The organism is Winogradskyella helgolandensis, from assembly GCF_013404085.1.
GTDB classification, from domain to species: domain Bacteria; phylum Bacteroidota; class Bacteroidia; order Flavobacteriales; family Flavobacteriaceae; genus Winogradskyella; species Winogradskyella helgolandensis.
In genome coordinates this window covers 2,438,185-2,461,729 of record NZ_JABFHO010000001.1, presented here as the reverse complement: position 1 = coordinate 2,461,729, position 23,545 = coordinate 2,438,185, and the positions used below count along the sequence as shown (strand labels likewise).

Below are 23,545 nucleotides of genomic sequence, written 5' to 3'. Positions count from 1 at the left end.
TGTCTTATTGATTAAAATATTGTAATTGAAATGTGCTTTCTAAATAGTTTACTAATGCAGTCTGTGCTTCAAGTTCCGATTGAATGGCTTCTTTTATTAATTGCGTAAATGCAGTATAATCTATTTCGCCTTCTCTGTATGCCAGTAATGCACCTGTTTTTTGCTCTTTTGTTAATGGTAAAACTTGGTCTTTGTAAAACTCCCAAGATGTTTTCCATTTCATATAATTTTCTTTAGCCTGAACAAACCTTGATTGTACTTCCTGTTTTTTGAACGCTACATTGGTTTCGGCTATGTCTTTATCAATTCTGGCACTTCTAACCTGTGCTTTGTTAGTACCTGATAAAAACGGAATGGAAATTCCTGCTTGATACGTGTAAAATCCTGAATTGCCATTTACTTTCTGTAAACCACCTTGTAAGTTGAACTTTGGTAAATTATCTACTTTTGCAGCTTTGTATTTGGCTTCCGCTTCATCTACAATGCTCAGCGAAATACTGTACAATGGATGGCTTTCAATATTGGACATTTCCATATCATTGTCCATAGCTACATCAAATTCATCTGAAACCGTAAAAATTTCATCTGAAACCAACCACAAATTGAATTGCCGTAAAGCAATAAGATAATCACTATAGGCTTGCGCTTTTTTATTCTGAATTTGAAACGCTTGATTTTTTGCTGCTGAATATTCTAATTTAGAAATAGCTTCTACTTCATAATTTAAAGCTACTGCTTGCTCGAATTTGGAATAAATGGAATCCAATTCCTTATACAAATCATAGTTTTGTTTCATTTGATAGCAATTAGACCAAGCTTTTTTAACTTCCAATTCTAATTCCAACTCGGAAAGTTGAAAGGCTTTTTGTGCCAATTGAATGCGTTGTTCTTGTAGCTTCTTTTTAGAACCAATGCCAAATACATCGATATTTGATTGACCAATACCAATGGTTGTATAGATGCCATTTCCATTATCAATTTCTTCTCCACCTGTAAAAATTTGAGTCGTTCCGAAATCATAGGCAGTCGATTTTAATTGTTCTTGTTTTGTAATTTCCAACTGCTTTTGCTTCAATAATGGATAATTACTTTTTGCGAGTTTAACAGCTTCCTGTAATGAAATTTCGGGAATTGTATCATTCAACTCTTGTGCATTACTTTGTGGTGAAAAGCCAAATAGTAATAATACAACTGCTGTTGCTGTTACTAACTTTTTATTTGGCTTAAACGTAAAAGATTTGTTTTCTACCCAATGATATAAAATTGGTAAAACAAATAAGGTAAGCAAAGTTGAAGTTAATAATCCACCAATAACAACCGTTGCCAATGGACGTTGTACTTCTGCACCAGCTGATGATGAAATAGCCATTGGTAGAAAGCCTAATACATCTGTAAAAGCAGTTAGCATAATAGGTCTGATTCTTCGTTTAGTACCTTCAACTATTCTATCCTTTAGATTGGTTACACCTTCTTCTTTTAATTCGTTGAGTCCGCTTATCATTACCAAACCATTTAAAACTGCAACACCAAACAGCACAATAAAACCAACACCTGCCGAAATACTAAATGGCATATCACGTAACCACAACGCCACAACACCACCAATAGTTGCCATTGGAATAGCTATGTAAATCATTAAGGTCTGTGGTAAAGATTTTAATGCAAAATATATTAGTATAAATATGAGTAACAATGCAATAGGCACAACGGTTTGTAATCGGTTGCTGGCACGTTCTAAATTTTCAAATGCACCACCATAACGAATAAAATAACCTGATGGTAATTCTAATTGTGCATCTAATTTTGATTTAATTTCAGTTACTAACGATTTTACATCACGTCCTCTAACATTAACACCTACATAGGTTCTTCTATTGGTGTTATCTCTACTGATTTGCATTGGTCCTGCTTTATAGCTTACATCTGCAATTTCACGTAAAGGAATTTGAGCACCCGAAGGTAAATTGATATACAGGTTTTGAACATCTGAAATATCCTTACGGTTTTGATCGCTTAATCGTACTACTAAATCGAAGCGTTTTTCACCTTCAAAAATTACACCTGCTGTACCACCTGCAAATGCAGATTGTACGGTTTGATTAAGCGTATTTATTTGAAGACCATATTGCGCCAATTTATTCCTGTTGTAATTGATTGTCATTTGTGGCAAACCTGTTGTGGCTTCCGCTTTCATATCACCAATACCTTCAGTACCTGCGATAATTTTAGATATTTCTTCGGCTTTTTGAGATAGAATATCAATGTCTTCACCATAAAGTTTTATAGCAATATCTTCACGAACACCTTCTAATAACTCGTTAAAACGCATTTCAATAGGTTGTGTAAACTCATAATTAACACCAGGAACCATTTCAACTGCTTCTTTCATTGCTTCAATCAATTCATCTTTTGATTCTATAGTAGTCCATTCACTTTTAGGTTTCAGAATTACAAAAACATCGGCAATATCCATAGGCATCGGGTCGGTTGGAATTTCGGCAACACCAATACGACTCACAATTTTATCAACTTCTGGAAATTTTGCTTTTACTATTTGTTCTATTTTGGTAGTAGTTTCAATAGTTTCTGTAAGTGAACTACCTGGTTTTAAAATAGCGTGAAATGCAATATCACCTTCATCGAGTTGCGGAATGAACTCGCCACCCATTCTTGAAAACATAAAAACGGTTATTCCGAACAACACAACTGCAATACCAATTACCCATTTCCCTTTTCGCAAGGCTCTAACCAATAAAGGTTGGTATTTATCTTCAACCCAATGCACAAATCTATCTCCATAAGATTTTTTATCGTTTTTAGGTGCTCTTAATATTAAAGCTGACATCATTGGCACATAGGTTAAACAAAGTACCATTGCACCAATCATAGCAAAAATAAAGGTCAAAGCCATTGGTTTAAACATCTTTCCTTCAATACCTTGTAAGGCTAAAATGGGTAGAAAAACGATAAGGATAATCAACTGACCGAAGAAGGCAGCATTCATCATCTTTTTTGAAGCATTAGAAGCAACTTTATCTCTTTCTTTAGATGTAAGTTGTTTCTTTTTCAAAACTTGTGATGCTATAAGAAAAACAGTGCTTTCAACAATAATTACAGCACCATCTACAATGATTCCGAAATCAATTGCTCCTAAACTCATTAGGTTTACCCAAACATCAAAAACATTCATTAAAATAAAAGCAAATAATAAGGATAATGGAATAGTAGAGGCAACTATTAAACCTCCTCGCCAATTACCTAACAAAAAGACCAACACAAAAATGACGATTAATGCACCTTCAATAAGATTAGTTGTTACTGTAGAAGTTGTTTCGCCAATTAATTTACTTCGGTCTAATAATGGTTCAATAATTACGCCTTCTGGTAACGACTTTTCAATTTGAGTCATTCGCTCTTTTACATTGGCAATAACATCATTGGAATTAGCTCCTTTTAGCATCATTACCAATCCACCTACAACTTCTCCTTCACCATCTTGGGTTAATGCACCGTAACGAATTGCAGAGCCAAATTGTACCGTAGCAATATCGCCAATAGTGACAGGTATATTATTAATATTCTTGACAGTGATTTTTTTAATGTCCTCTAAACTTCTCACCAAGCCTTCACCACGAATAAAATTGGCTTGATGGTTCTTTTCAATATATGCACCTCCTGTATTTTGATTATTGGCTTCAAGTGCATTAAACACATCTGTAATGGTAAGGCCAATAGCATTTAAATCGTTTGGGTCAACCGCTACTTCGTATTGTTTTATTTTTCCACCAATAGCGTTTACTTCTACCACACCAGGAACCATTGCCATTTGACGCTGTACAATCCAGTCTTGCATTGAGCGTAAATCTGCAATGTTGTATTTGTCTTTAAACTCTGGTGCAACTTTTAGTGTGTATTGGTAAATCTCTCCTAAACCTGTTGAAATAGGACCCATTGTAGGTTCGCCAAATCCAGCAGGTATTTGCTCTTTGACTTTGTTTAGTTTTTCGGCTACTAATTGGCGAGGTAGATATGTTCCCATATCATCATCAAATACAATAGTAACCACAGATAAGCCAAAACGAGAAATTGACCTTATTTCCTGAACATCAGGAAGATTGCTCATTGCCACTTCAATTGGATAAGTAACAATTTGCTCAATATCTTCAGTACCTAAATTGGGGGATTGTGTAATAACCTGTACTTGGTTATTGGTAATATCTGGAACAGCATCTATTGGCACTTTGGTCATACTCCAAATACCTGTTCCGATTATGGTAAGCGTAAGCAAACCAATAATAAATTTGTTATTGATTGAAAAATCAATGATTTTATTAATCATAGAAAATGTATTAATTCAGTTAAACTATTCGATACAATTCTGATATAAGAAAATAGAATTACACAAAATGAAATGAACCCTTTAGGCTCAAAATTGGATATAGCTATCCATTAAAAAACTGAATTATACTTTAGGTGGCTGGAAAAGTGATTCCAAATATCTGGAAGTGAAGTTTACTTTATGTAAATTATATTGTTTTTTCTCTTCAAACTTTAATAGATTGGTTAAAGCCAAATTATTGTTCGCAATAATTAATACCAAAGGGTGACAACATTGATTATGGGAATGGACTGGTGTATTCTCCTTATCTGGGTTATGATGATGCTCTTCATTTTTAGCATCGCTCTCAATGTAATCTTCAACTACATATTCAAAGAAAGAGTCTCCATAAACTTTATGGTCTTGATAATGGGTAATTACATTTGAAATTTCTTTAATTGGACCACAAAAGTCCATATCTATGCTTATCCCTTGAAAAAAGAATAAAATAGACATTGATATGGAAACAAATATTTTCATATAATTTATACAAATATACAAATTATTGAATGCAATGGTGTTGCAAATAAATTGATTGGTAAATTACAAAAACCATAGAGCATCTTTAGCATCGTCTGGAACGCCATTATTAAAATGTGGTGCTATTTGTGCTACCATTTCTGGATATTTTATTGTGATTGGTACATTTTGTTGTCGAAGCGATTTCCAATATAATCTGCTAAACTGATACACTTGTGTTAATAATTCTAACACTACATCTGCATCTTCAAAAGCATCTTCATCTGGACTGCTTACCTTAATTTTTATTGGGAACGGATAACCATCTGTATCTGCATACCGCTGTGAATTAGGGTAACGTGCATTATTAAACAACAAAAAATGATTTTCGCTAATACGTATGTATGTACCACTTACAGGCATTAACTTTTTGTTCCAATTAAGGTCGTAAGCAATAATATCTTCTGCTTCTGTTTTATTGATATTTAGAATGTAGAGCGGAATTTTTAACCCTAATGTATGCATCCCTCTAATAATTGGTTTTAGTTCCTCGTAACTCATTTCCTTATAGAAGTGAATGACTACTTTATCTGCTTCTGCAACCGATGTAAAATCTCTAATGGCTTTACATATACTTCCTGCCAATAGGTCTGTTTCGCTTTGGTCAAAATATTCGAACTTTCTAAATAAGCCATTGTTTTGAAAGCTAAAAGCACTTGCTATATAACGTCTGTTTTCGCCTTGATTGGTAAATGCACCAACACCTATTACTAATTCTTTTTTATCGGTTACTGCAAGTTTCCAAGGTGCGCCACCTAATTTGGCGTGAATAGCTAACGCCATATTTTGCAATGAAAATTGGAAGTTGTATTGATTCTCGATATTGACCACCATTTTTTCATAATCTACCACTTGTGTAACAATGCCTTCATTTAAAAACAGTTCTTTGATTTGAATATAGATTTCGCGGTCTTCGGGATTTTGTGTGAACTTATCGAAAGGACTTAAATAAAAAGCTGCGTAAAGCACATTATCGTGGTCGAAGGTTAAACTCTCTAACTTTTCAACTATTTCTGGTATTGGGTTGTTTTCGTTAGTAAATTCAATAAAATGTTCTTTAGAAGTTGAAGCCTTAATATTTACATAAGCCTCAATCCCTTTAAAATACTTTTTATCCGCAGTAACACCAGTTTTGAGGTTATTGTAAAAGGTTTTAATTGCTTCTTTATGTGAGGTATGGTATACAAAGAAAAACTTAATGTTTTGGTTGTTGGGTCTTTTGTAAGGGTTGAGGTTATTCATTGCCAATTTAGGCACTAAATGTGTTTTTTTATTACCATATTGGTCTTTACCAAATTCTAATAAACCTACTTGTGGGTCGATATGGTTGATACGATTGAGAGGCACATCTATAAAAGCATCATTCTTAAATGGAAATATGGCTTTAAAATCTTCTGTAAACAGATAGTTGGTTGCAAAATTATTGATAAGTGCTACATATTTTTGGTATTTATTAATTGGTCTTACAGGTTCTTCAATAGGTATATTTAATGCTCGTGCTAATGGTAAACTAAATATTGGGAATGCTTGGTCAAACTCAATTGCATTATAAAATTCTTCTTTCTCCTCTGTATCGAGTTTCATTTGGTAATTAAAAGTCTTTTGTCCATATACACAACGCTTAATATTCTCTGTTTCCTCTATATCCTTAACAGATGTTGTAAGGACTTTTGATGTGCCATCATACGATACAATAAGCTCTGGTAAGTCTGTGAGTTTTGCAAATTGTACCTTAAATGAGAATTTGTAATACAAATTATAATGTTCTGTATTGCCTTTAAGAGAAGGCATCCACACTTGTACATCACCAACAAAGTTTTTTACTACTATATAGTCTTTTGATTGAAAATAGCTTCTTAATTGGTGTTTAAGGTATTGTTTATATATTCTCAATTCTCTACCATTTACTAAATTCAGCTTAATGCTTGGTGCATTAGGTGTTTCTGTTGTAAATGTTGTAAATATTTGGTCTGTATTAGATAGGTCTGTGTCTGGAAACACCTCTTTAATCTGTCTTGAAAATTTAGATTTATGAATGGGATGACTGCCTTCAATATCCTCTAATGATAAAAATATTGTAGGCGCACTATTAGGCCATTTAAAATTAAGTATGTTGGTTTTGAGGTGTTCTTGCATAAATGAAATTATATTGTAATTTTACATAGAAGGTTGAACTTTATTATTGTTATCAACTAATAAATCTTTGTTTAGTAGTCTATTTACAGACTGCATATCTTGGTATGTAGATTTAGCACGCTCTATTATTTTTTCAATAATTTTATCAGAAACTTCCATTTGTTTCACCAAGCCTAAACCAACCAAATAATCTAATAAAAAGGATATATACAATAGTTCAAACTGTGAAAAAATATTGTTTTTTGTTTTAGTGCGATGTATTAAATAATCTCGATGACGAACAATCTTTGATACATATGTTTTAATATCATCTTCTGGAATATTAGTTATATCGACTAATAATTGCTTTTGTTCTAATAAATCTTTGGCAAAAGATGAGTTCTTAATCTTATTACCAAATTTCAAACTATAAGCCTCGAAAGCTGTATAGGAATTTGTAAATCGCCTACTATGACTCGTTTTAACCGAGAGTAAATTTTCGATAATAATATCAGCACAATAACTTATGCCTTCATTGTTATACCAATGCTTAATTATATTGGACAAATCATCTTTAATAGTATCATAGTCAAGCGCTATAAAACCAGATATGTTTTCTTTGTTGAAATCATCCTTGTAATATAACGAAGCCCAATTACCACAGCTTAAACATTTAAAATTAAAAGATTTAAATTGTACAGACTTACCGTATAAAAAATGAAATAATTTTTGAAATGAATTATATAAATCTATACTCTCAAGAATACTCAATTTTTTTTCTGATATAAAATCGACATATCCAACATTGTCCATTCTAAAAAAGTCGTGGTTAGAAGTATATGATGTTGATTTTGTGATTTTAATAGATAAGTCTTTAGTAATATTCGTATTGTGGACTACGTCATCCTCTTTTTCAAGTTTGTCTTCTAAAGAATTATACCAATGCATTTTTCTAACCCAACTCACTATTGCTAAATTGTCAATTTGAAATTCATTAATTTTCAAACCTATAGGTTCAATTAAATGATATGCACAAGCAAACGTATATTTAGGCTTATAAGTTTTAGTCTCTACTATTCCATTGCTACTGTTTTTAATCTTGCAGTTTACAAAAGTTAAATAGCCTAAACCTGTAAAAACCCCATAAATTAACTCTATTTGATAGGCAGGTAATCTTTCTGACAAATTGGTCGTTATGTGCACTTCATCATTAATTAACTCTAATACACAAAAGCACTTATTATCCTCTGCAGATTTAAACCATACCTCGCCATAATATTTATTCTCTTTAAACATAAATTACTTTAAATCCTTACCCTTTTTAACAATCTTACTAATTTTTTCTTCAGCTATTTTGAGGATTTCCGTACTCTCTTTTTCATTTTTGAGCATTAGTACAATTTGTTCGGACATCCATAGCTTAATTAATTCGTTTTCGTCTTGTTTTAATGCTTTAGCGAATGCAACTACTTGTTCGCGTCTTGCCATCCGATTTCCTCGTTCTATTTTGCTTAAATAGGCAACGTCCATATTTAGGTTTGCAGCCATTTCTCTTAATAGCAAATTGCGGTTTTCACGCAATGAGCGTATGTACTCTCCAAACTCCATAATAGAATTATTTAGACTTGTCAAATTTTGTCTAATTTAAGTAAAGGAAACTAAAGGAAAAGAAAAAGATATTAGTAGTTATTAACAGATAATGAGGATATTAAGGATTTGAGGAAGTCATTTAATCATATCCCTAAATCCTTAAAATCCTTAACTACGGCTTTGCAGGATTTGAGTAGTTATTGTGTGCTTCTCTGTGTATTAATCCTGCTTCTACAAATTTGGTAATATATCCTTCTGCGGTTTTATGTGGGATGTTCTGTTTTGTGGCTAAATCTAAATACACTTGTCTGATAAATTGTTTTGGTAAACTTTCTAAAAAGCGTTCTTTTCTATTTGAACGTTTTGTTGCTTTCTGCTCTATTGGTAAATCATTAAATACTTTACTACTGTGCTTCACTAAAATTGAAATTATGGTTATAGCGTTCTCAAAATCTATATCCTCACATTCTTTAGTTCCATTTACATCACCATCTTCCATAATGCGGAATGCTGTGAATAGCATCATTACCCTAAATGCAATTAAGCCTAATCTCCTTATTGTTGCAATATACTCTTCGGGTTGTAGGTTGATGTATTTGGTCTGTAAGGATTCAAAAAAGGTATTGAATTGCTGTTGTTGAGTTGTGGTTAATCGTATTTCAATCTCTGGATTGTTTTTTAGCGTTTTGTACAGTTCTAAAAACTCACTACCTAATTGGTTATAGTAATCATCTAAACCTACTTTATTGCTATTTTGAAACACGTTTTTCCAAGTTGGTTTTATATTCATATAGTAAAACATAAAGCGACTAAATAAGCCATTTTCTGCATTGGGTATTAGAGTCGCCACTTGTTTAGGTGTACCTGATAATACTGTTGATAAACAGGGTTTTTCAATATCTACGTATTCTCTATCCGTTCTGCGATAATAGCTTATAGTTTCGTGATGAAAGGCTTTCCGAAAACCATCGGAATAATTACCATAATCGCTTTTAAAGGCTTGTGCTAACGTATCGCCTTCGGTTTCAAAAATTAATCCTCTGCCTTTATTATCAGAAATTAATTGATATACGCCTGTTACACTATTGTTAGCAGGAATGAATAGCATTCGCTCTGGCGGTTTACTCGGTTTTTCTAAGTTTTCATCTTTGCCTTTGTTCATATTGTAAGTAGCGGTTTCTGATTGAAATTGCTGCTTTAATACTTTGGCTTGTTCTCGTTTTAATTTGTGAACGGGCTCTACCAAATTTTTAATTTGGTTAAGCCTTCCTTTTCCTGCAGAAGCAGGTGCGGTTACAAATAAATATAAGTTGCTGAATACTTTACGTTGGTCATAGATTCCGAAGAGTTTAGGAAAGCACGCACTAAATGCTGTTAATGCGCCTAACAATAAAATGTCCTTTTCTTCCTGTCCATTAGCAGGGTTTACAACTTGTTGTAAAAACTGTGGCAAATTCTCATATACCGTTTCTGGTATTGTAGGCATTGCTTGGTTGGGTGTATCGACAACAGTTACAACGTTTGTTGCAACTTCGTTGTTATACTGTTGTTTAGTCGGTTTTATACCTGACTGATGTGTGTAATGGTAAAAGGTAGCAATTGTAATTCCGTGTCCTTTTGCGTTTAAGCATTTATCGAATTGTGCATCACACTCTTTAGCATCGTAACCTGCATAATTTTTACTTATTCGGTGGAAATAATCTCTTCCTGTTTCTCTGTATTCTTCTGCTAAAGCAAAGCCTAAATCTCTCCAAGTGGCATAACTTCCTGTTATGTCTGTACCTGATTGCTCGATTGCTGAAATGTAGGATTCAATGTCGTTATCAGCAACAGCAACAACATTAGTTGTTGCTGTGTTGCTTTTTGGTTTTGTTGGCTCTTTAGGAACTTCTAACCAATCTTTTGGGTTAAATATTTTAGTCATAATGCTTGATGTCTTTTATGTAAAAAGGCTGTTGGGTCATATGGTAAAAAACACGCTCTGGAAACGTCTTTACCTGACTGGTCAACCTCAATGTTATAATTGTGTTTAATGTAATTTGCTACTGCTGTGAAATATTCTGAATGCGATACTTCTGAAATATCTATTCTAATAATCCATTTTAGGCCATCGCCAGATGGTGATATGAATAGCATTTCGGTTTCAAAATATTCATCATTTAAGAGCTGTGTTCTTAACTCTTGTAGATTCTCTAAATGGTCAAAATCAATGGTTAATAAATTAGAATGCTTTAGCAAATTGTTATCGCTTCGTTTTTCAAATGTTCCTGAAAGTGTTACGTAATCAAAGCGATTCGCTTTGAATTTACGTGCTTCTTTTACATTGGTAATTGCTCTTAATTCTTCAGTAATCTTTTTGTATTTATTACTTGTGATTAATGCAAATACTTGATGTAATCGCAAGGTTTCCGAAGGAAACACATTGCGAACAGGTGCTTTAAAAAAGCTACAGTTGGCATACCACGTATCGTCTGGTTCATTAAGCCATTCCAATTCGTCTTTTTCCTTGACTTCTAAATTTAGATGTAGCTCTTGATTTATCTTCTGGTACAAATCTTCTTCATCGGTTATTCTAAAATGATATTGTGCAAAATCGAATACATCACCTTTAAAGGCTTCTAATTCTGTATCTCGATGTGTTGCTATAATACCATCAATATGAATCCGTAAGGTTTCTTTACCACCATTAAAAGGGTTTCGAGTTATCCCACAGTCCCTTCCTTTTACAGAAAGGACTGTTTGATTAGGATAATACTGTCTCAACACATAGGCATAGATTTTTAAACCATAATGTGTTTTGTCTAAAATTGCTTCTCTACTTATTTCCATCTTGCTTGAAATTATGGTTGTAGTAGTTGTCTTGAAGCAATTGCTCTATGTCAGCAACTTTATAGTAAAATTTACCTTTTACTTTGCTGTAAGGCAAAGTGCCATTGGTTCTTAAAGTTTGTAGCGTTCGCTTACTTATATGTAAGGTCTGCAATACATCTTGATTGTCTATCCACGTATCTTTTAATACTTCTGCTCTCGATTGTCGTAACAATTCGATACGTGCTTTAATGTCCTTTATTTCTTGAGAGAGCGTTAAGAGTAAATCGATTATTTCAGTCATAACTTCACCGCTCCTTTCTTAATAAGGTAATCGGCAGCTTGCTGTTCGATTTCGTCTCTTGAGTTCATACGGTTACGCAGTAACCAATGGTCTAACTCTTCTCTTTGGAAATAAATCTTTTTACCATTCGGTTTATAATGTGGAATGGTTCCCGTACTTGTGAGTTTATACAAGTGCGATTGGGATAATTCTAAATACTTGCAAGTTTCATTAAAGTTTAATACTTGCTTTTGCATTGTTTGTTGCTCTAATAAGAGTTTTTCAATGCGGTCTAACTTTTCGATGATATTTGTGTCCATCGTTTATTTTGTTTTAAATAAATGAGGACATCTGGCCAAATGTCATTCTTGGTTTTCAAGAACAGGACAAAGGTTGAAAATTGGCTTCCCGATTTTAGTAAGAGTGTAAAACAAGGGTAAGACAACAGTAAGGTTTCTTACTATTCTTACTGTTTTTTATTGCAGTTGTTGGATGATTTTATCTATTTCTTCCTTTTCTTTTGGGTTGTGAATTTTGTTTTTGTGAAGATTATTCGCCTTTAATAGCGTACCTGTTTTAGTAATAAATTTTCCAGAACGTTCTATTGCCGTAGGATTGAAACCATTAAAAAATGGTTTAAGTTTTGTTACAAGGTAACTAAACTGTGTAGTTTCGCATTGAAGATAAATTTGCGATTCTGTATTTGCAAAATCTTTTGCTAATAACAATTGGTGCAAATGTTCAACAGTTGTGCGGTTATCTAACAAATCGATTTTTAGATTTACTTGTTTAAGTACAGTTAGCAAAGTTGAAGTGTCATTACTTTTATATCCAAAAGAAGTCTTGGGTGTTGCTTTCGTTTTTGATGTTTTTTTGGTAGCAACTTTTTTAGTGGTGTTCTTTTCTATTAAGCTAACATCAAAAGTTTCATCATTAAAGTATTTTTCTGCAATTTCAGAAATTGAGAATTTTGTATTTTCCGAAAATTGTCCGTATTGCTCTTGTAGTTCAGCATACAACCTTATTACAGATACTTTTAAGTAGTTTATGATATAATTGTCATCATTATTTAAATCTGTTGTTATACCTCTTTTATTGATATAAGTTGCAATGTCATTTAAGTACTTATCAAATTTATTAAGTAGAATGGTATAGCTGTATTTATTTTCTGGTGTAGTTGCATTTTTCGGAAATTCCTTTACAAATGATGCTACTGTATTTTCTGTTTCATTAATTATTAGCTTTTGATAGTATTCTTTTTTCGCATTTAAAGGCTTTTTAAAGTTTACTTTAAAAACTGCGTTATTAGCTTTTTGGTTCAATTTAAAATCAGACAATAAGTATTTAAAATCCTTTTCCTGTCTATTATCTCTATGTAAGCCATTGGTTATAGAAACCAAACTTGAAAATATACTTCCTTTCATTATAAATCCAGTTGAATACGGTTAGCAGCTTCTTTCTTTTTATCGTCAATTACTTTGGCATATATCTGTGTAGTTCGTAACTCTTTATGACCTAATAATTTTGATACAGTATATATGTCTGTACCCAAAGTTAATTGTAAGGTAGCGTAGGTATGACGCGCACAATGAAACGTAATAGTTTTAGTAATACCTGCCTTCATCATCCATTGTTGTAATTTTAAATTAGACCAGGCACTATAATGTAAGCCATCAAATACTTTATCGTCTGGATTACCTTTTTCTCCTAATAGATTTCTTGCTTGGTCTGATATTGGTAAGGTTTCGACACCTTTAGTTTTCTTTTGTCTAAATCGGATATAATATCCCATTTCTTTTGAGTGCTGGATTTCTGACCATATCAGTTTTTCAATATCTGACCAACGTAATCCGGTTAAAGCTGAAAAAATAAAAGCATTCTTTAAGATAGGCAGTTCACATTCTGTATTAACTGCTTTTTGTAATTCATCAAGCGTTAAAAATTCTCGTTGAGGTTCTCCTTGTTTAAAATACTCTACACCATTTGCAGGATTTACTTTTAAAATTCCATCCTTGACCGCCTGTTTTAATGCCGCTGAAAATTTACCATAATACGAATATTTTGAATTTTGAGACAATTGCTTACCTGCTCTACCTATTGCTTCTTTATCTAAATACTCTTTGAAACGCTCAACAAACGATTTGTCTATATCTTGAAAACTAACATCTGTTGGACAAAACTTTTTTAAATGTTTTAGCATACTATTCCAATTACCATAATTGCCAGAGCTTGTATTTTTCTTTTCTGCTAAAGCTGTGATATAAGTAATAAAACTACCTTTTAGCTTTTCAATATCTTGAAAGCCATAAATACCATTTTGAATTTCTATTTGTCGCTGTGCACATATAGTTTCAGCCAATTGTTTGGTTTTCTTATTAACCTCTCTTTCAGTTTTGGTTTTAGGATTAGGTGTAAGGTATAAGCGTAAGTATTCTGTTTTACGTTTGCCTTTATGATAGTAATCTAAATACAGACTTATTTTGTCGTTCTTCTTGCGTTGTCTTAATGTTACTTTCATAATGGAATTAATTAAAAAGGTTTTCTATTTGCCATCTGGCCACAATACGCTTTCTACCAAAAGGAACTGCTTTTAAACGTCCTTGTTGAATCATTCTTTGAATGGTCCATCTACTCACGCCAATCAGTTGTGAGGCTTCTGTTACGCTTAAAAAATCTTTGTTATTTACAGCATTAGGATTGCGAACTTCAACAACTTGTTTTTGCTGTTGCATATCTTCAGTAAGAGTAGCTTGAATTTTTTCTTGACGTTTGCGTGCCTTATAAGCTCTTTTTGCACAAGTATCGCCACAGTATTTAGTAACTGTTGTACGTGCTGTAAATGCATTACCGCAATGCTTACAAGTTTTAGGAATGAATAAATTACTGCTCATAAATGGTGCTTTATGTAGCGTAATGGTGCAACGTGGTGCGTTATGGTGCATCATTTCGCCAATATCTTCGCCAACAGAAATGGGCAACAATTCTATATTTCAGGCAACAGATATACAACAAATTTAATCAAAAAAGAGCAAATAAACAACAAATAAAAGAAGATAAAACACTATAAAGTCAACAATAATAAGGGATTAACAAATAAAAGAAAGTAAGTTACTTCCCGATACAAAAATTAGCAAAAATATTACCCAACAAATCATCATTGGTAATCTCACCTGTAATCTCTCCAAAGTGATACAACGCCTGACGAATATCAATGGCTAACAAATCTCCAGAAAGATCTGTTTCTAGACCATCTTTTACTTTTTGTACTTCTTCAAAAGCTTTTAACAACGCATCATAATGACGCGAATTAGTCACAATCGTTTCATTATTTCGAAGTGCTCCGGTATTTATTAAATCGAGAAGCTTATTGGTAAGTTGTTCCACTCCAAAACCGGATTTCGCCGAAATAGGAATAACCTGAGTCGCTTTAGATTGTAAAGCCGTTCTAATATCAGCCAATTCCGAATCCGTAATCTGATCTATTTTATTCAAGATTACTAAGAGTTGTTTCTGTGGAAACTTGTTCTTTACCTTTTCAATTTCAATAGTAATGGTTTTAATAGCGTCAGCATCTACAGCCAATTGTGCACTACTAACCAAAAACATCACCACTTGGGCTTGTTCTATCTTTTCAAACGTCTTTTTAATACCAATGCTTTCAACAATATCTTCGGTTTCACGAATTCCTGCGGTATCTATAAACCGAAAACCAATACCTCCTATAGAGATTTCGTCTTCAATAGTATCTCTTGTCGTACCTGCAATTTCAGAAACAATCGCACGATCTTCATTCAGTAAAGCATTCAACAACGTGGACTTCCCTACATTAGGCTCACCAACAATTGCAACCGGAATTCCATTTTTAATCACGTTACCTACAGCAAAAGAATCAATCAAACGTTTCAACACAAAAGTGATACGTTCTATAAGCGCTTTAAATTGGGTTCTGTCTGCAAATTCAACATCTTCTTCTGCAAAGTCCAATTCTAATTCTATTAATGATGCAAAGTTTAAAAGTTCTTCACGCAACTTCGCTATTTCAGAAGAGAAGCCACCACGCATTTGTTGCATCGCAATTTGATGAGACGCTTCATTATCACTAGAAATAAGATCGGCTACAGCTTCTGCCTGACTTAAATCTAACTTGCCATTTAAAAAAGCACGTAAAGTAAATTCACCAGCGGTTGCCATCCGACAACCTTGCCTTAAAAAGAGTTGAATAATTTCTTGTTGAATATAAGACGAGCCATGACACGATATCTCCACAACGTTTTCACCAGTATAAGAATTAGGATCTTTAAAAACAGACACCAAAACCTCATCAACCATTCTTTTATCATCAATAATATGACCTAAATGAATGGTATGCGTCGCTTGTTTTGATAAATTCTTATTTGAAACCGATTTAAAACATTTTGAAGCTTTAGTTATCGCTTCCTTTCCTGATAATCGTATAATCGCAATGGCACCACTTCCAGATGGTGTTGCTAAAGCTACAATGGTATCGTTATGCATCGTCTAATTCTTTGTTGCAAAAGTATTGTAAATTATGGGATTCTTTAAATATTATAGTCAGCAACTTCAATAGTGACCGTTTATATACGTTGTATTAAGGCTTTGTTTTTATATTTGTAGTACCTTAAATTAATTTAGAACATTAGAATTAAAATAGTATTATGAAAAACGTATTAATCTTCACCATTATTGGACTTTTATTTTTAGGATGTAAAACAGAAGAAAAACGAACAGATTACATTATAAACGGTAACGCTCCAGGAATTTATAATGGAGTACGATCGTATTTAAAAATGGTTGAGAAAAATGGTAGAGAGCGCGTTATAGATACAGCGATTGTAATTGATGAAAAGTTTTCGTTTACAGGTAAAGTCTTATATCCAACGTTGTCTTCAATTTCTGTGAACTCCGTAAATGGTAAACTAAATTTTATGCTAGAAAATAGTGTGATTGATATTACTATTGACAAATCTAATATAGCACAATCTAAAATTTCTGGCTCGTCGTCTCAAAATGATTTTGAACGCTATCAAAATGAATTCACAACAATCCGTAAAGAGGCTATGGACCTAAAAAGTCAATTAAGAAACATTAGAGCTAATCAGACCGCAACTAAAAGAGATTCGCTGACAAAGCTTTCTACAGCTGCCGAAAAGAAGCTTCAAGAACTTCCAATTAATTTTATAGAAAACAATACAAACAGCTATTATAGTTTAGCATTAATTGATATTGAAGCTTCTAAAAACAATGCCAATATCGATAAATTATTAGCTGCTTATAACACCCTTGATTCTGAATTAAAATCATCACCAAAAGGTGTATCTCTTAAAATAAACTTAGATAATTTATTAATTGCTTATCAGAAAAAAGCACGTGTTGATATTGGGAAAATAGCACCAGATTTTACAGCGCCAACCCCAGAAGGAAACACTGTTAGTTTAAATGATATTAAAGGCAAGGTTACCATTATAGATTTTTGGGCAGCTTGGTGTGGTCCATGCCGAAGAGAAAACCCTAATGTGGTTAGAATTTACGATAAATATCACGACCAAGGCTTAGAAATCATTGGAGTATCTTTAGATGGCAATCGCACTCAAAAGGATCCTAAACAAACATGGCTAGATGCTATTGAAAAAGATAAATTAACATGGACTCACGTTTCTAACTTACAGTATTTCCAAGATCCAGTAGCACAACTTTATAATATAAACGCTATTCCTGCTGTATTTATATTGGATGCCGAAGGTAAGATTGTTGCCAAAAACCTTAGAGGAAATGCTTTAGAAGCAAAAGTAAAAGAGCTCTTACAACAATAAATAGAGTATTAAAATTATTAAAAAAGCCTTTACATTTCCGTAAAGGCTTTTCTGTTTTAGGAGTATTCTATTTAAGAGCAGCTAAACGATTTCTAACTCAGGTATAGAAACACGCATCAATTCATCTTTATAAAACTGAAGTTCCTTTTGAATAGTAGTATATTTTGAAGATAGAGTCGTTACAAACAAGTCTTCATAATAAGCAATACCATCAAATAGATTGCTTTTAAATGCCGTCCATTTTTTAATTTGTTTTGCTGTGAGGTCTTCAGAAATGGTATCGATCTCATTCTTTAAATAATCCACATACATTTTCAATTCCTTTATAAACATATTTGGACGTTCTGAATTTGAAAGTACCGTAGCATTTCCATTAATATGTTGCATCATTTGAGACAGTGACACTTCTTTATCAAAATATGCCACATTTGGCCCTGGACAAATAACAACCCCTTGCTCCTGCCCTTTAATATCAATCTCATTTTCTAAGTAAGACGCATTTGCTAAACCAACACATAGGCACGCTTTTTCAGTTATTTTTGCTTTAGCGTTTTCATAAACCGTTGGAGAGACGTCCCCTTTTTTATCTTCTAATTCTTGTAACTTAACATCTTGATATTTTTTTGAAGCCGTACAAATCCCCTCAACACCAAACTCCTTACTTAATGCCAAAAATTTCTTAGGACAAGAACTGCCTGCTTTATTGTTAGTGATACGTTTTTGTTTATGAAACTCATTAGTCGTTCCTTTTATGGTATTAAATGGCACACCTAAAGGAGAAATCCCACTTAAATACAAGTCTTTTTCTTTAGCGCTACGTAATAAATCTCGTGTGTGTTGATCTACAGATGTCGCCTCCGGCACTAATAAAAATGGCGTTCCCCAACCCACAGAATCTACCTGATAATTTTCAAGTAAAAAATGATGCTCATCTGCTGTGCCCACACCACCTTGAACCGTAATTTTTAGCTCTAAAGGTTGCTCAGGAGCGACGAGTTCTTTTTGACTTAAACCTTTTACAAAAACATCGTGTGTATCTTGTATTAATGCTGTTTTCTTGTTTTTAAACTCTTCTAAGATTGGCCCTAATAAAAAACCTTCGGTAGCAAAAGCATGACCACCACAGTTTAAACCAGATTCTATTCTATACTCGGAAACCCAAAGTCCTTTTTTAGCTAAAAATTTTCCTTGAATAGTTGCGGAACGGTAATCACTAACTTTTAATATGATTTTCTTTTTCAACTGACCATTCGCATCGGGAAAAAAGTCTTTAAAATTCTCAAAGTAGCTGTATAATCTAGGATTCATTCCGGCAGAAAGTACAACCGATGAACTTAAATTACTATTAGCAAAACCACGTAGCGATGCATGTGCATCATTATATTCTGTTGGTAATTGTTCGCCTTTAACAAAGTTATCCTTATCGACTTTTGTCATAATGTTAACATCAATCTCTCCAGGTCTTAAATGTGTTTCTAGATAATTTTTAACAGTAGCCTTAAATGCAACACCTTCCTGTAGTAAATTGGAAAGCCCATCCTTAAAGTCTGAAGTATTAGGCAAGGTGGCTATAAAGTTTTCTAAAGCGGTTTTGCTTTCAGATAGTTCTGTTTTAAATTTCGCGAATTTATCTTTAACAATAGTATCTGCTAAATTTAAATACGCTGTGATGCGTTCTGCACGATAGTCTTGTGCTTTTTTTGTTATTTCTTGATAAGGTAAGTTGAATTTTTTACTGTAAAAAGCATTCATTTTTTCTATCAGTTCATCATCTATGATAGAAACTACGGACGAAATACCATATTGAGCCACTCGAATTGGACTATCAATAGTATACGCTAAACCCATAACTGGTATATGAAAACTATGTAGTGATTTTGTTAAAGCCATCTTCTAATTTTTTTTAAAAATTGAATAAGCATCAAAGATGATTTTAGTTTTCAGGCAAAAACATGACTTTTGTCATACCTTTTTATTCTTTATTATACTAAATGATACTGAATTTACAATTATTTTAATTTTCCTGTTTTATACAATACAAAAAGAATAACTATTGGTATCGCTAACAATCCAACATAGCCTAAATTGGTAGTAAACAAACTTGGCATCATTATTAGAGTCACCACATAGCCACCTATTGCTCCCCCAAAATGGGCATCGTGACCAATGTTTCCAATTCTATTTTTCATACCATAAATGGAATATAATAAATAGCCAATACCAAACACATAACCAGGAATAGGAATGGGTATAAAATACATATACAAACTCATATCTGGACGTAACAGTATGGCTGCATACAAAACACCAGTTACGGCACCACTCGCACCAATGGCACTATACCAATACTCATCCTTATGAAAATAGAGCGAGAGTAAGTTTCCAAAAACTAAACTAGCAAAATAAATAACAATAAAATTGAAGGACCCCAACTTCATAATTACAGCATCTGCAAAAAAGTAAAGCGTAAACATATTAAATAACAAATGCGTAAGATCTGCATGTAAAAAGCCCGAACTCAACATCCTAATCTGTTCACCTCGTTTTATACTACCAACATTAAACTTGTATTTCTCAAAAAAACCACGATCATCAAATCCTTTAAAGGACATAATACCGTTGGCTGCAATGATTACAATGGTAACTATACTTATACCTAAATTGTCCATAAATTCTAATTCTTATAAATCAAATATATATATTTGTGCTTAAATGCAATCATACTTTAATGCAACTTATTGCTTATATTTTAGTTTACCCGATTCTTTGGTTAATATCAATATTACCATTTAGATTACTTTACGGATTCTCTGATGTCATATACTTTTTTATGTATAAAATTTTCGGTTACAGAAAATCAGTTGTAAAAGAGAATTTACGATTGGTTTTTCCAGAAAAATCAGAACACGAAATTTCTATAATTACAGGAAAATTCTATCACCATTTTTGTGATATGATGGTGGAAGCCATAAAATCATTGACGATTACTGAAGCTGAAATGAATAAACGCTTTAAGTTTACAAATGTCGAATTAATCAATGATCTAGAAAAAAAACAACGAAGTATTATTTTAATGTGCGCGCATTATGGCAGTTGGGAATGGATTTTTATTTTACAAAAACATGTTAAGCATAAAGGTTATGCCGTCTACAAACGTCTAGCCAATAAGTATTTTGATAAATTAGTAAAACGTATTAGAGCCAAATATAATTCTCACCTTATCACTACAAAAGAAACCTATGGCGTTCTGCTAGAAAGTAAGAAAAAAGGAGAATTAACCATCAATGGATTTGTCTCTGACCAAACCCCTAAAGTTCATAAAGCCTTTCACTGGAATGAATTTATGGGCATAAAAGTACCAATGCATACTGGTGCAGAAATGTTGGCTAAGAAATTAGATATGGCAGTGGTGTTTTTTAGCGTAAAACGAATTAAGCGTGGCTATTATGAAACAACGTTTAAAACCATTACAGAACATCCTAAAGACTTCAAAGATTACGAAATTACAGATCTGTTTTTTAAACTGGTCGAAGAACAAATTTTAGAAGCTCCACAGTATTATCTTTGGACACACAGACGCTGGAAACATAGAGACAAAGTGCCTACTGAATTCCTTTAAAATCATAAGATTTATGAATTTAAAACAATATGCATTTTATTGTAAATAAAGCACCTGAGAAACCTATGGATTTAGGACATCCTTTATAAAATACTCAAGTTATAAAAATAACAAACCGTCTGACAATTATTAATTCAATTCATTATTATTAGTCATTTCATATAAATCAATTTCTAATACTCCTGAAAACTGATTATATATTTTGATTGTTTTAAAATCTAAATCAAAATTTAATATACCATAATATAATTTTGATTTAGGATAAGCTAGTTTGGACATTTCAATTGATCGCGTTAGTCTTAAATTACTAAGTGAAAAACTATAAACCTTTCGAGAATTTAAGTCTAGCACTTTAACATCATTCCTGTCAATAAAATCAGGTGTTGCTATTCCACAACTACCAGAAGAAATAAGAATAAAATTTTTCTTAAATACTTCAATAATTCGACATTCATCACTATTATTGAGAACTATGGAATAAATTAATACATCATCAATCCAAAACTCATATCTATTTTCTTTTTTTACAGTTTTTAAATTTAGTTTATTATACTGATATGTATATATATCATTATCAATTTCCCTAGAAGACGAATAACTTCCTAAAAAATCAAGTTCATTACCGAAAAAACTAGGTAAATTAGTTCTCAAATTTGAGGTAATATTATCTTTTGATTTACAAGAAATTAACAGAAATAATAACCAACAAATTATAATGTTTTTTTTCATAATTAGTCCTATTGTCTGTTCGAGCGCAGTCGAGAACTATTCGCGTACTAAGAATTAGTTTAAATGGATGTCAACCTTACAAAATAAAATTCCAAAACCAATTTAAGAAGCTATTTACACGTCTCTAAATATTCATTTTCAACCACTACATCTCAAACCAAGCATCCACATCAATAGCAGAGCAAGGCTGATCAACTAATGCTCTGTGTATAAACTCATTGTTACATTTAGAGTACTCGTAATCCTTTGCCCAATCCTCGTGATTTTTAGCTAAATCGATAATACTATCACAAACATACCTAATCTCGGCATTAGTAGTTGTTGGATGAATAGACATCCGAATCCAACCTGGTTTTCTCACTAAGTCTCCAATAGAAATCTCATTGGTTAATTCGTGCGACATTTGCTGATCTACGTGCAATAAGAAATGCCCATACGTACCAGCACAACTACAACCACCACGTGTTTGAACACCAAATTTATCATTTAATAACTTTACTGCTAGGTTAAAATGTAAATCGTCAATATAAAATGAAATAACACCCAAGCGATCTTGATGCTGAGCTGCAAGAATATTAATATTCGGAATTTCACCTAATTTCTCAAATATAATATGAACCAATTCATGTTCACGTTTCAGCATATTATCCACTCCCATTTGTTCTTTTAAGCGAATAGAAAGTGCCGTTTTTATAACCTGAAGAAATCCTGGAGTACCACCATCTTCTCGGTCTTCAATATTATCTATGTATTTATGTTCTCCCCAAGGATTGGTCCAACTTACGGTACCTCCTCCTGGACAATCAGGCACCATATTTTTATATAATTTTTTGTTGAACACCAATATTCCAGACGTTCCTGGTCCACCTAAAAATTTATGAGGTGAAAAGAAAATAGCATCTAATTGGGCGTCTTCATCTTTTGGGTGCATATCCATAGCAACATAAGGTGCTGAACAGGCAAAATCTACAAAACAAACTCCACCATGTTGATGCATTAGTTTAGCGACATCATGATGCGGAACCTGAATGCCTGTAACATTAGAACCACCAACAACTGAGGCAATTTTTATTGTACAGTCTTTATACTGATGTAATAAGGTTTCTAAATTTTTAAGGCAAAATAAACCTTCTTCATTTGGTGGAACCACCTCAACCTTTGCCATAGTTTCCAACCAAGTCGTTTGGTTAGAATGATGCTCCATATGAGAAATAAAAACAACTGGTCGCATTTCTTCTGGGATGTTAGTAAACTCCTTTAAATTCTCAGGAACTTTTAAACCCAAAATACGTTGAAACTTGTTGACAACACCGGTCATACCATTGCCTGAACAGATTAAAATATCATCGTCATTCGCATTAACGTGATCTTTAATAATGTGTCGCGCTTTATGATATGCCTTAGTCATAGCCGTACCAGAAACCGTAGTTTCCGTATGTGTGTTAGCTACAAAAGGACCAAAATCATTCGTTAATTTGTCTTCAATAGGTCTATATAAACGACCAGAAGCCGTCCAATCCGTGTAGATGATTTTTTGTTCTCCATAAGGAGATTCGAACATTTGATTTTGACCAATGATATGTTGTCTAAACTGATTAAAATAAGTTTCTAACTCAGTAGTTTCGGTTGTATTTGTTTCTAAAATCATCCTTCTGTCATTTTACTTTACACCT

General features: G+C 32.8%; 19 protein-coding genes. 2 read left to right on the top strand and 17 right to left on the bottom strand.

Annotation, left to right across the window (positions count from 1 at the left end):
* Positions 1-4 precede the first annotated feature (4 nt).
* From HM992_RS10285 to mnmE, 13 genes are all read right to left on the bottom strand, one after another.
* Positions 5-4,339, bottom strand: coding sequence for a CusA/CzcA family heavy metal efflux RND transporter (locus HM992_RS10285; protein ID WP_179319594.1), 4,335 nt, complete (start codon positions 4,337-4,339; stop codon positions 5-7).
* Between the two features lie 123 nt (positions 4,340-4,462).
* Complete coding sequence (locus HM992_RS10280; protein WP_229720477.1) at positions 4,463-4,858, bottom strand: hypothetical protein; 396 nt, start codon at positions 4,856-4,858, stop codon at positions 4,463-4,465.
* 63 nt (positions 4,859-4,921) lie between these two features.
* Entirely contained in the window at positions 4,922-7,033 is a 2,112-nt protein-coding gene (locus HM992_RS10275; protein ID WP_138434439.1) for a Piwi domain-containing protein, read from the bottom strand.
* 21 nt (positions 7,034-7,054) lie between these two features.
* A complete protein-coding gene (locus HM992_RS10270) occupies positions 7,055-8,308 on the bottom strand; it encodes an ApeA N-terminal domain 1-containing protein (protein ID WP_138434438.1) in 1,254 nt (417 codons plus the stop codon).
* 3 nt (positions 8,309-8,311) lie between these two features.
* Entirely contained in the window at positions 8,312-8,620 is a 309-nt protein-coding gene (locus HM992_RS10265) for a helix-turn-helix domain-containing protein (protein WP_013622774.1), read from the bottom strand.
* Positions 8,621-8,774: 154 nt separating this feature from the next.
* Positions 8,775-10,526, bottom strand: coding sequence for a DUF3987 domain-containing protein (locus HM992_RS10260; protein ID WP_013622773.1), 1,752 nt, complete (start codon positions 10,524-10,526; stop codon positions 8,775-8,777).
* The gene (locus HM992_RS10255) at positions 10,523-11,431 is read right to left on the bottom strand and encodes a BT4734/BF3469 family protein (protein ID WP_013622772.1); all 909 of its coding nucleotides are present in this window, start codon (positions 11,429-11,431) and stop codon (positions 10,523-10,525) included. Before HM992_RS10255 ends, HM992_RS10260 begins: the two co-directional genes overlap by 4 nt.
* Entirely contained in the window at positions 11,418-11,714 is a 297-nt protein-coding gene (locus HM992_RS10250) for a helix-turn-helix domain-containing protein (RefSeq protein ID WP_013622771.1), read from the bottom strand. Before HM992_RS10250 ends, HM992_RS10255 begins: the two co-directional genes overlap by 14 nt.
* Positions 11,711-12,013 (bottom strand): helix-turn-helix domain-containing protein, encoded by a 303-nt coding sequence (locus tag HM992_RS10245; protein WP_013622770.1) that lies wholly within the window; start codon positions 12,011-12,013, stop codon positions 11,711-11,713. The genes HM992_RS10250 and HM992_RS10245 overlap by 4 nt, the downstream gene beginning before the upstream one ends.
* 156 nt (positions 12,014-12,169) lie before the next feature.
* Positions 12,170-13,117: a DUF6617 family protein gene (locus tag HM992_RS10240; protein ID WP_179319593.1), complete on the bottom strand. Its 948-nt coding sequence runs from the start codon at positions 13,115-13,117 to the stop codon at positions 12,170-12,172.
* Positions 13,117-14,211 (bottom strand): site-specific integrase, encoded by a 1,095-nt coding sequence (locus HM992_RS10235; protein ID WP_013622768.1) that lies wholly within the window; start codon positions 14,209-14,211, stop codon positions 13,117-13,119. The genes HM992_RS10240 and HM992_RS10235 overlap by 1 nt, the downstream gene beginning before the upstream one ends.
* A 7-nt stretch (positions 14,212-14,218) precedes the next feature.
* Entirely contained in the window at positions 14,219-14,671 is a 453-nt protein-coding gene (locus HM992_RS10230) for a helix-turn-helix domain-containing protein (RefSeq protein ID WP_226696405.1), read from the bottom strand.
* Between the two features lie 130 nt (positions 14,672-14,801).
* On the bottom strand, positions 14,802-16,208 hold the full coding sequence (mnmE, locus tag HM992_RS10225) for a tRNA uridine-5-carboxymethylaminomethyl(34) synthesis GTPase MnmE (protein ID WP_179319592.1): 1,407 nt from the start codon (positions 16,206-16,208) through the stop codon (positions 14,802-14,804).
* A 161-nt stretch (positions 16,209-16,369) separates the two neighbouring features.
* Here mnmE and HM992_RS10215 point away from each other — a divergent pair, with 161 nt between their 5' ends.
* Entirely contained in the window at positions 16,370-17,524 is a 1,155-nt protein-coding gene (locus HM992_RS10215; protein ID WP_229720476.1) for a TlpA disulfide reductase family protein, read from the top strand.
* Between the two features lie 81 nt (positions 17,525-17,605).
* On the opposite strand, the gene HM992_RS10210 is transcribed toward HM992_RS10215, so the two are convergent.
* Positions 17,606-19,414, bottom strand: coding sequence for a hypothetical protein (locus HM992_RS10210; RefSeq protein ID WP_179319591.1), 1,809 nt, complete (start codon positions 19,412-19,414; stop codon positions 17,606-17,608).
* A 119-nt stretch (positions 19,415-19,533) separates the two neighbouring features.
* On the bottom strand, positions 19,534-20,193 hold the full coding sequence (locus HM992_RS10205) for a rhomboid family intramembrane serine protease (protein ID WP_179319590.1): 660 nt from the start codon (positions 20,191-20,193) through the stop codon (positions 19,534-19,536).
* A 59-nt stretch (positions 20,194-20,252) separates the two neighbouring features.
* Here HM992_RS10205 and HM992_RS10200 point away from each other — a divergent pair, with 59 nt between their 5' ends.
* Positions 20,253-21,143 carry a lysophospholipid acyltransferase family protein gene (locus tag HM992_RS10200; protein WP_179319589.1) on the top strand — a complete coding sequence of 297 codons (891 nt, stop codon included), beginning with the start codon at positions 20,253-20,255 and terminating at the stop codon, positions 21,141-21,143.
* 129 nt (positions 21,144-21,272) lie between these two features.
* Here the strand turns inward: HM992_RS10200 and HM992_RS10195 are convergent, their stop codons facing one another.
* The gene (locus HM992_RS10195) at positions 21,273-21,872 is read right to left on the bottom strand and encodes a hypothetical protein (protein ID WP_178984882.1); all 600 of its coding nucleotides are present in this window, start codon (positions 21,870-21,872) and stop codon (positions 21,273-21,275) included.
* Positions 21,873-22,017: 145 nt separating this feature from the next.
* Positions 22,018-23,520, bottom strand: a complete 1,503-nt coding sequence (locus HM992_RS10190) for an aminotransferase class V-fold PLP-dependent enzyme (RefSeq protein WP_179319588.1) — start codon at positions 23,518-23,520, stop codon at positions 22,018-22,020.
* Positions 23,521-23,545 lie beyond the last annotated feature (25 nt).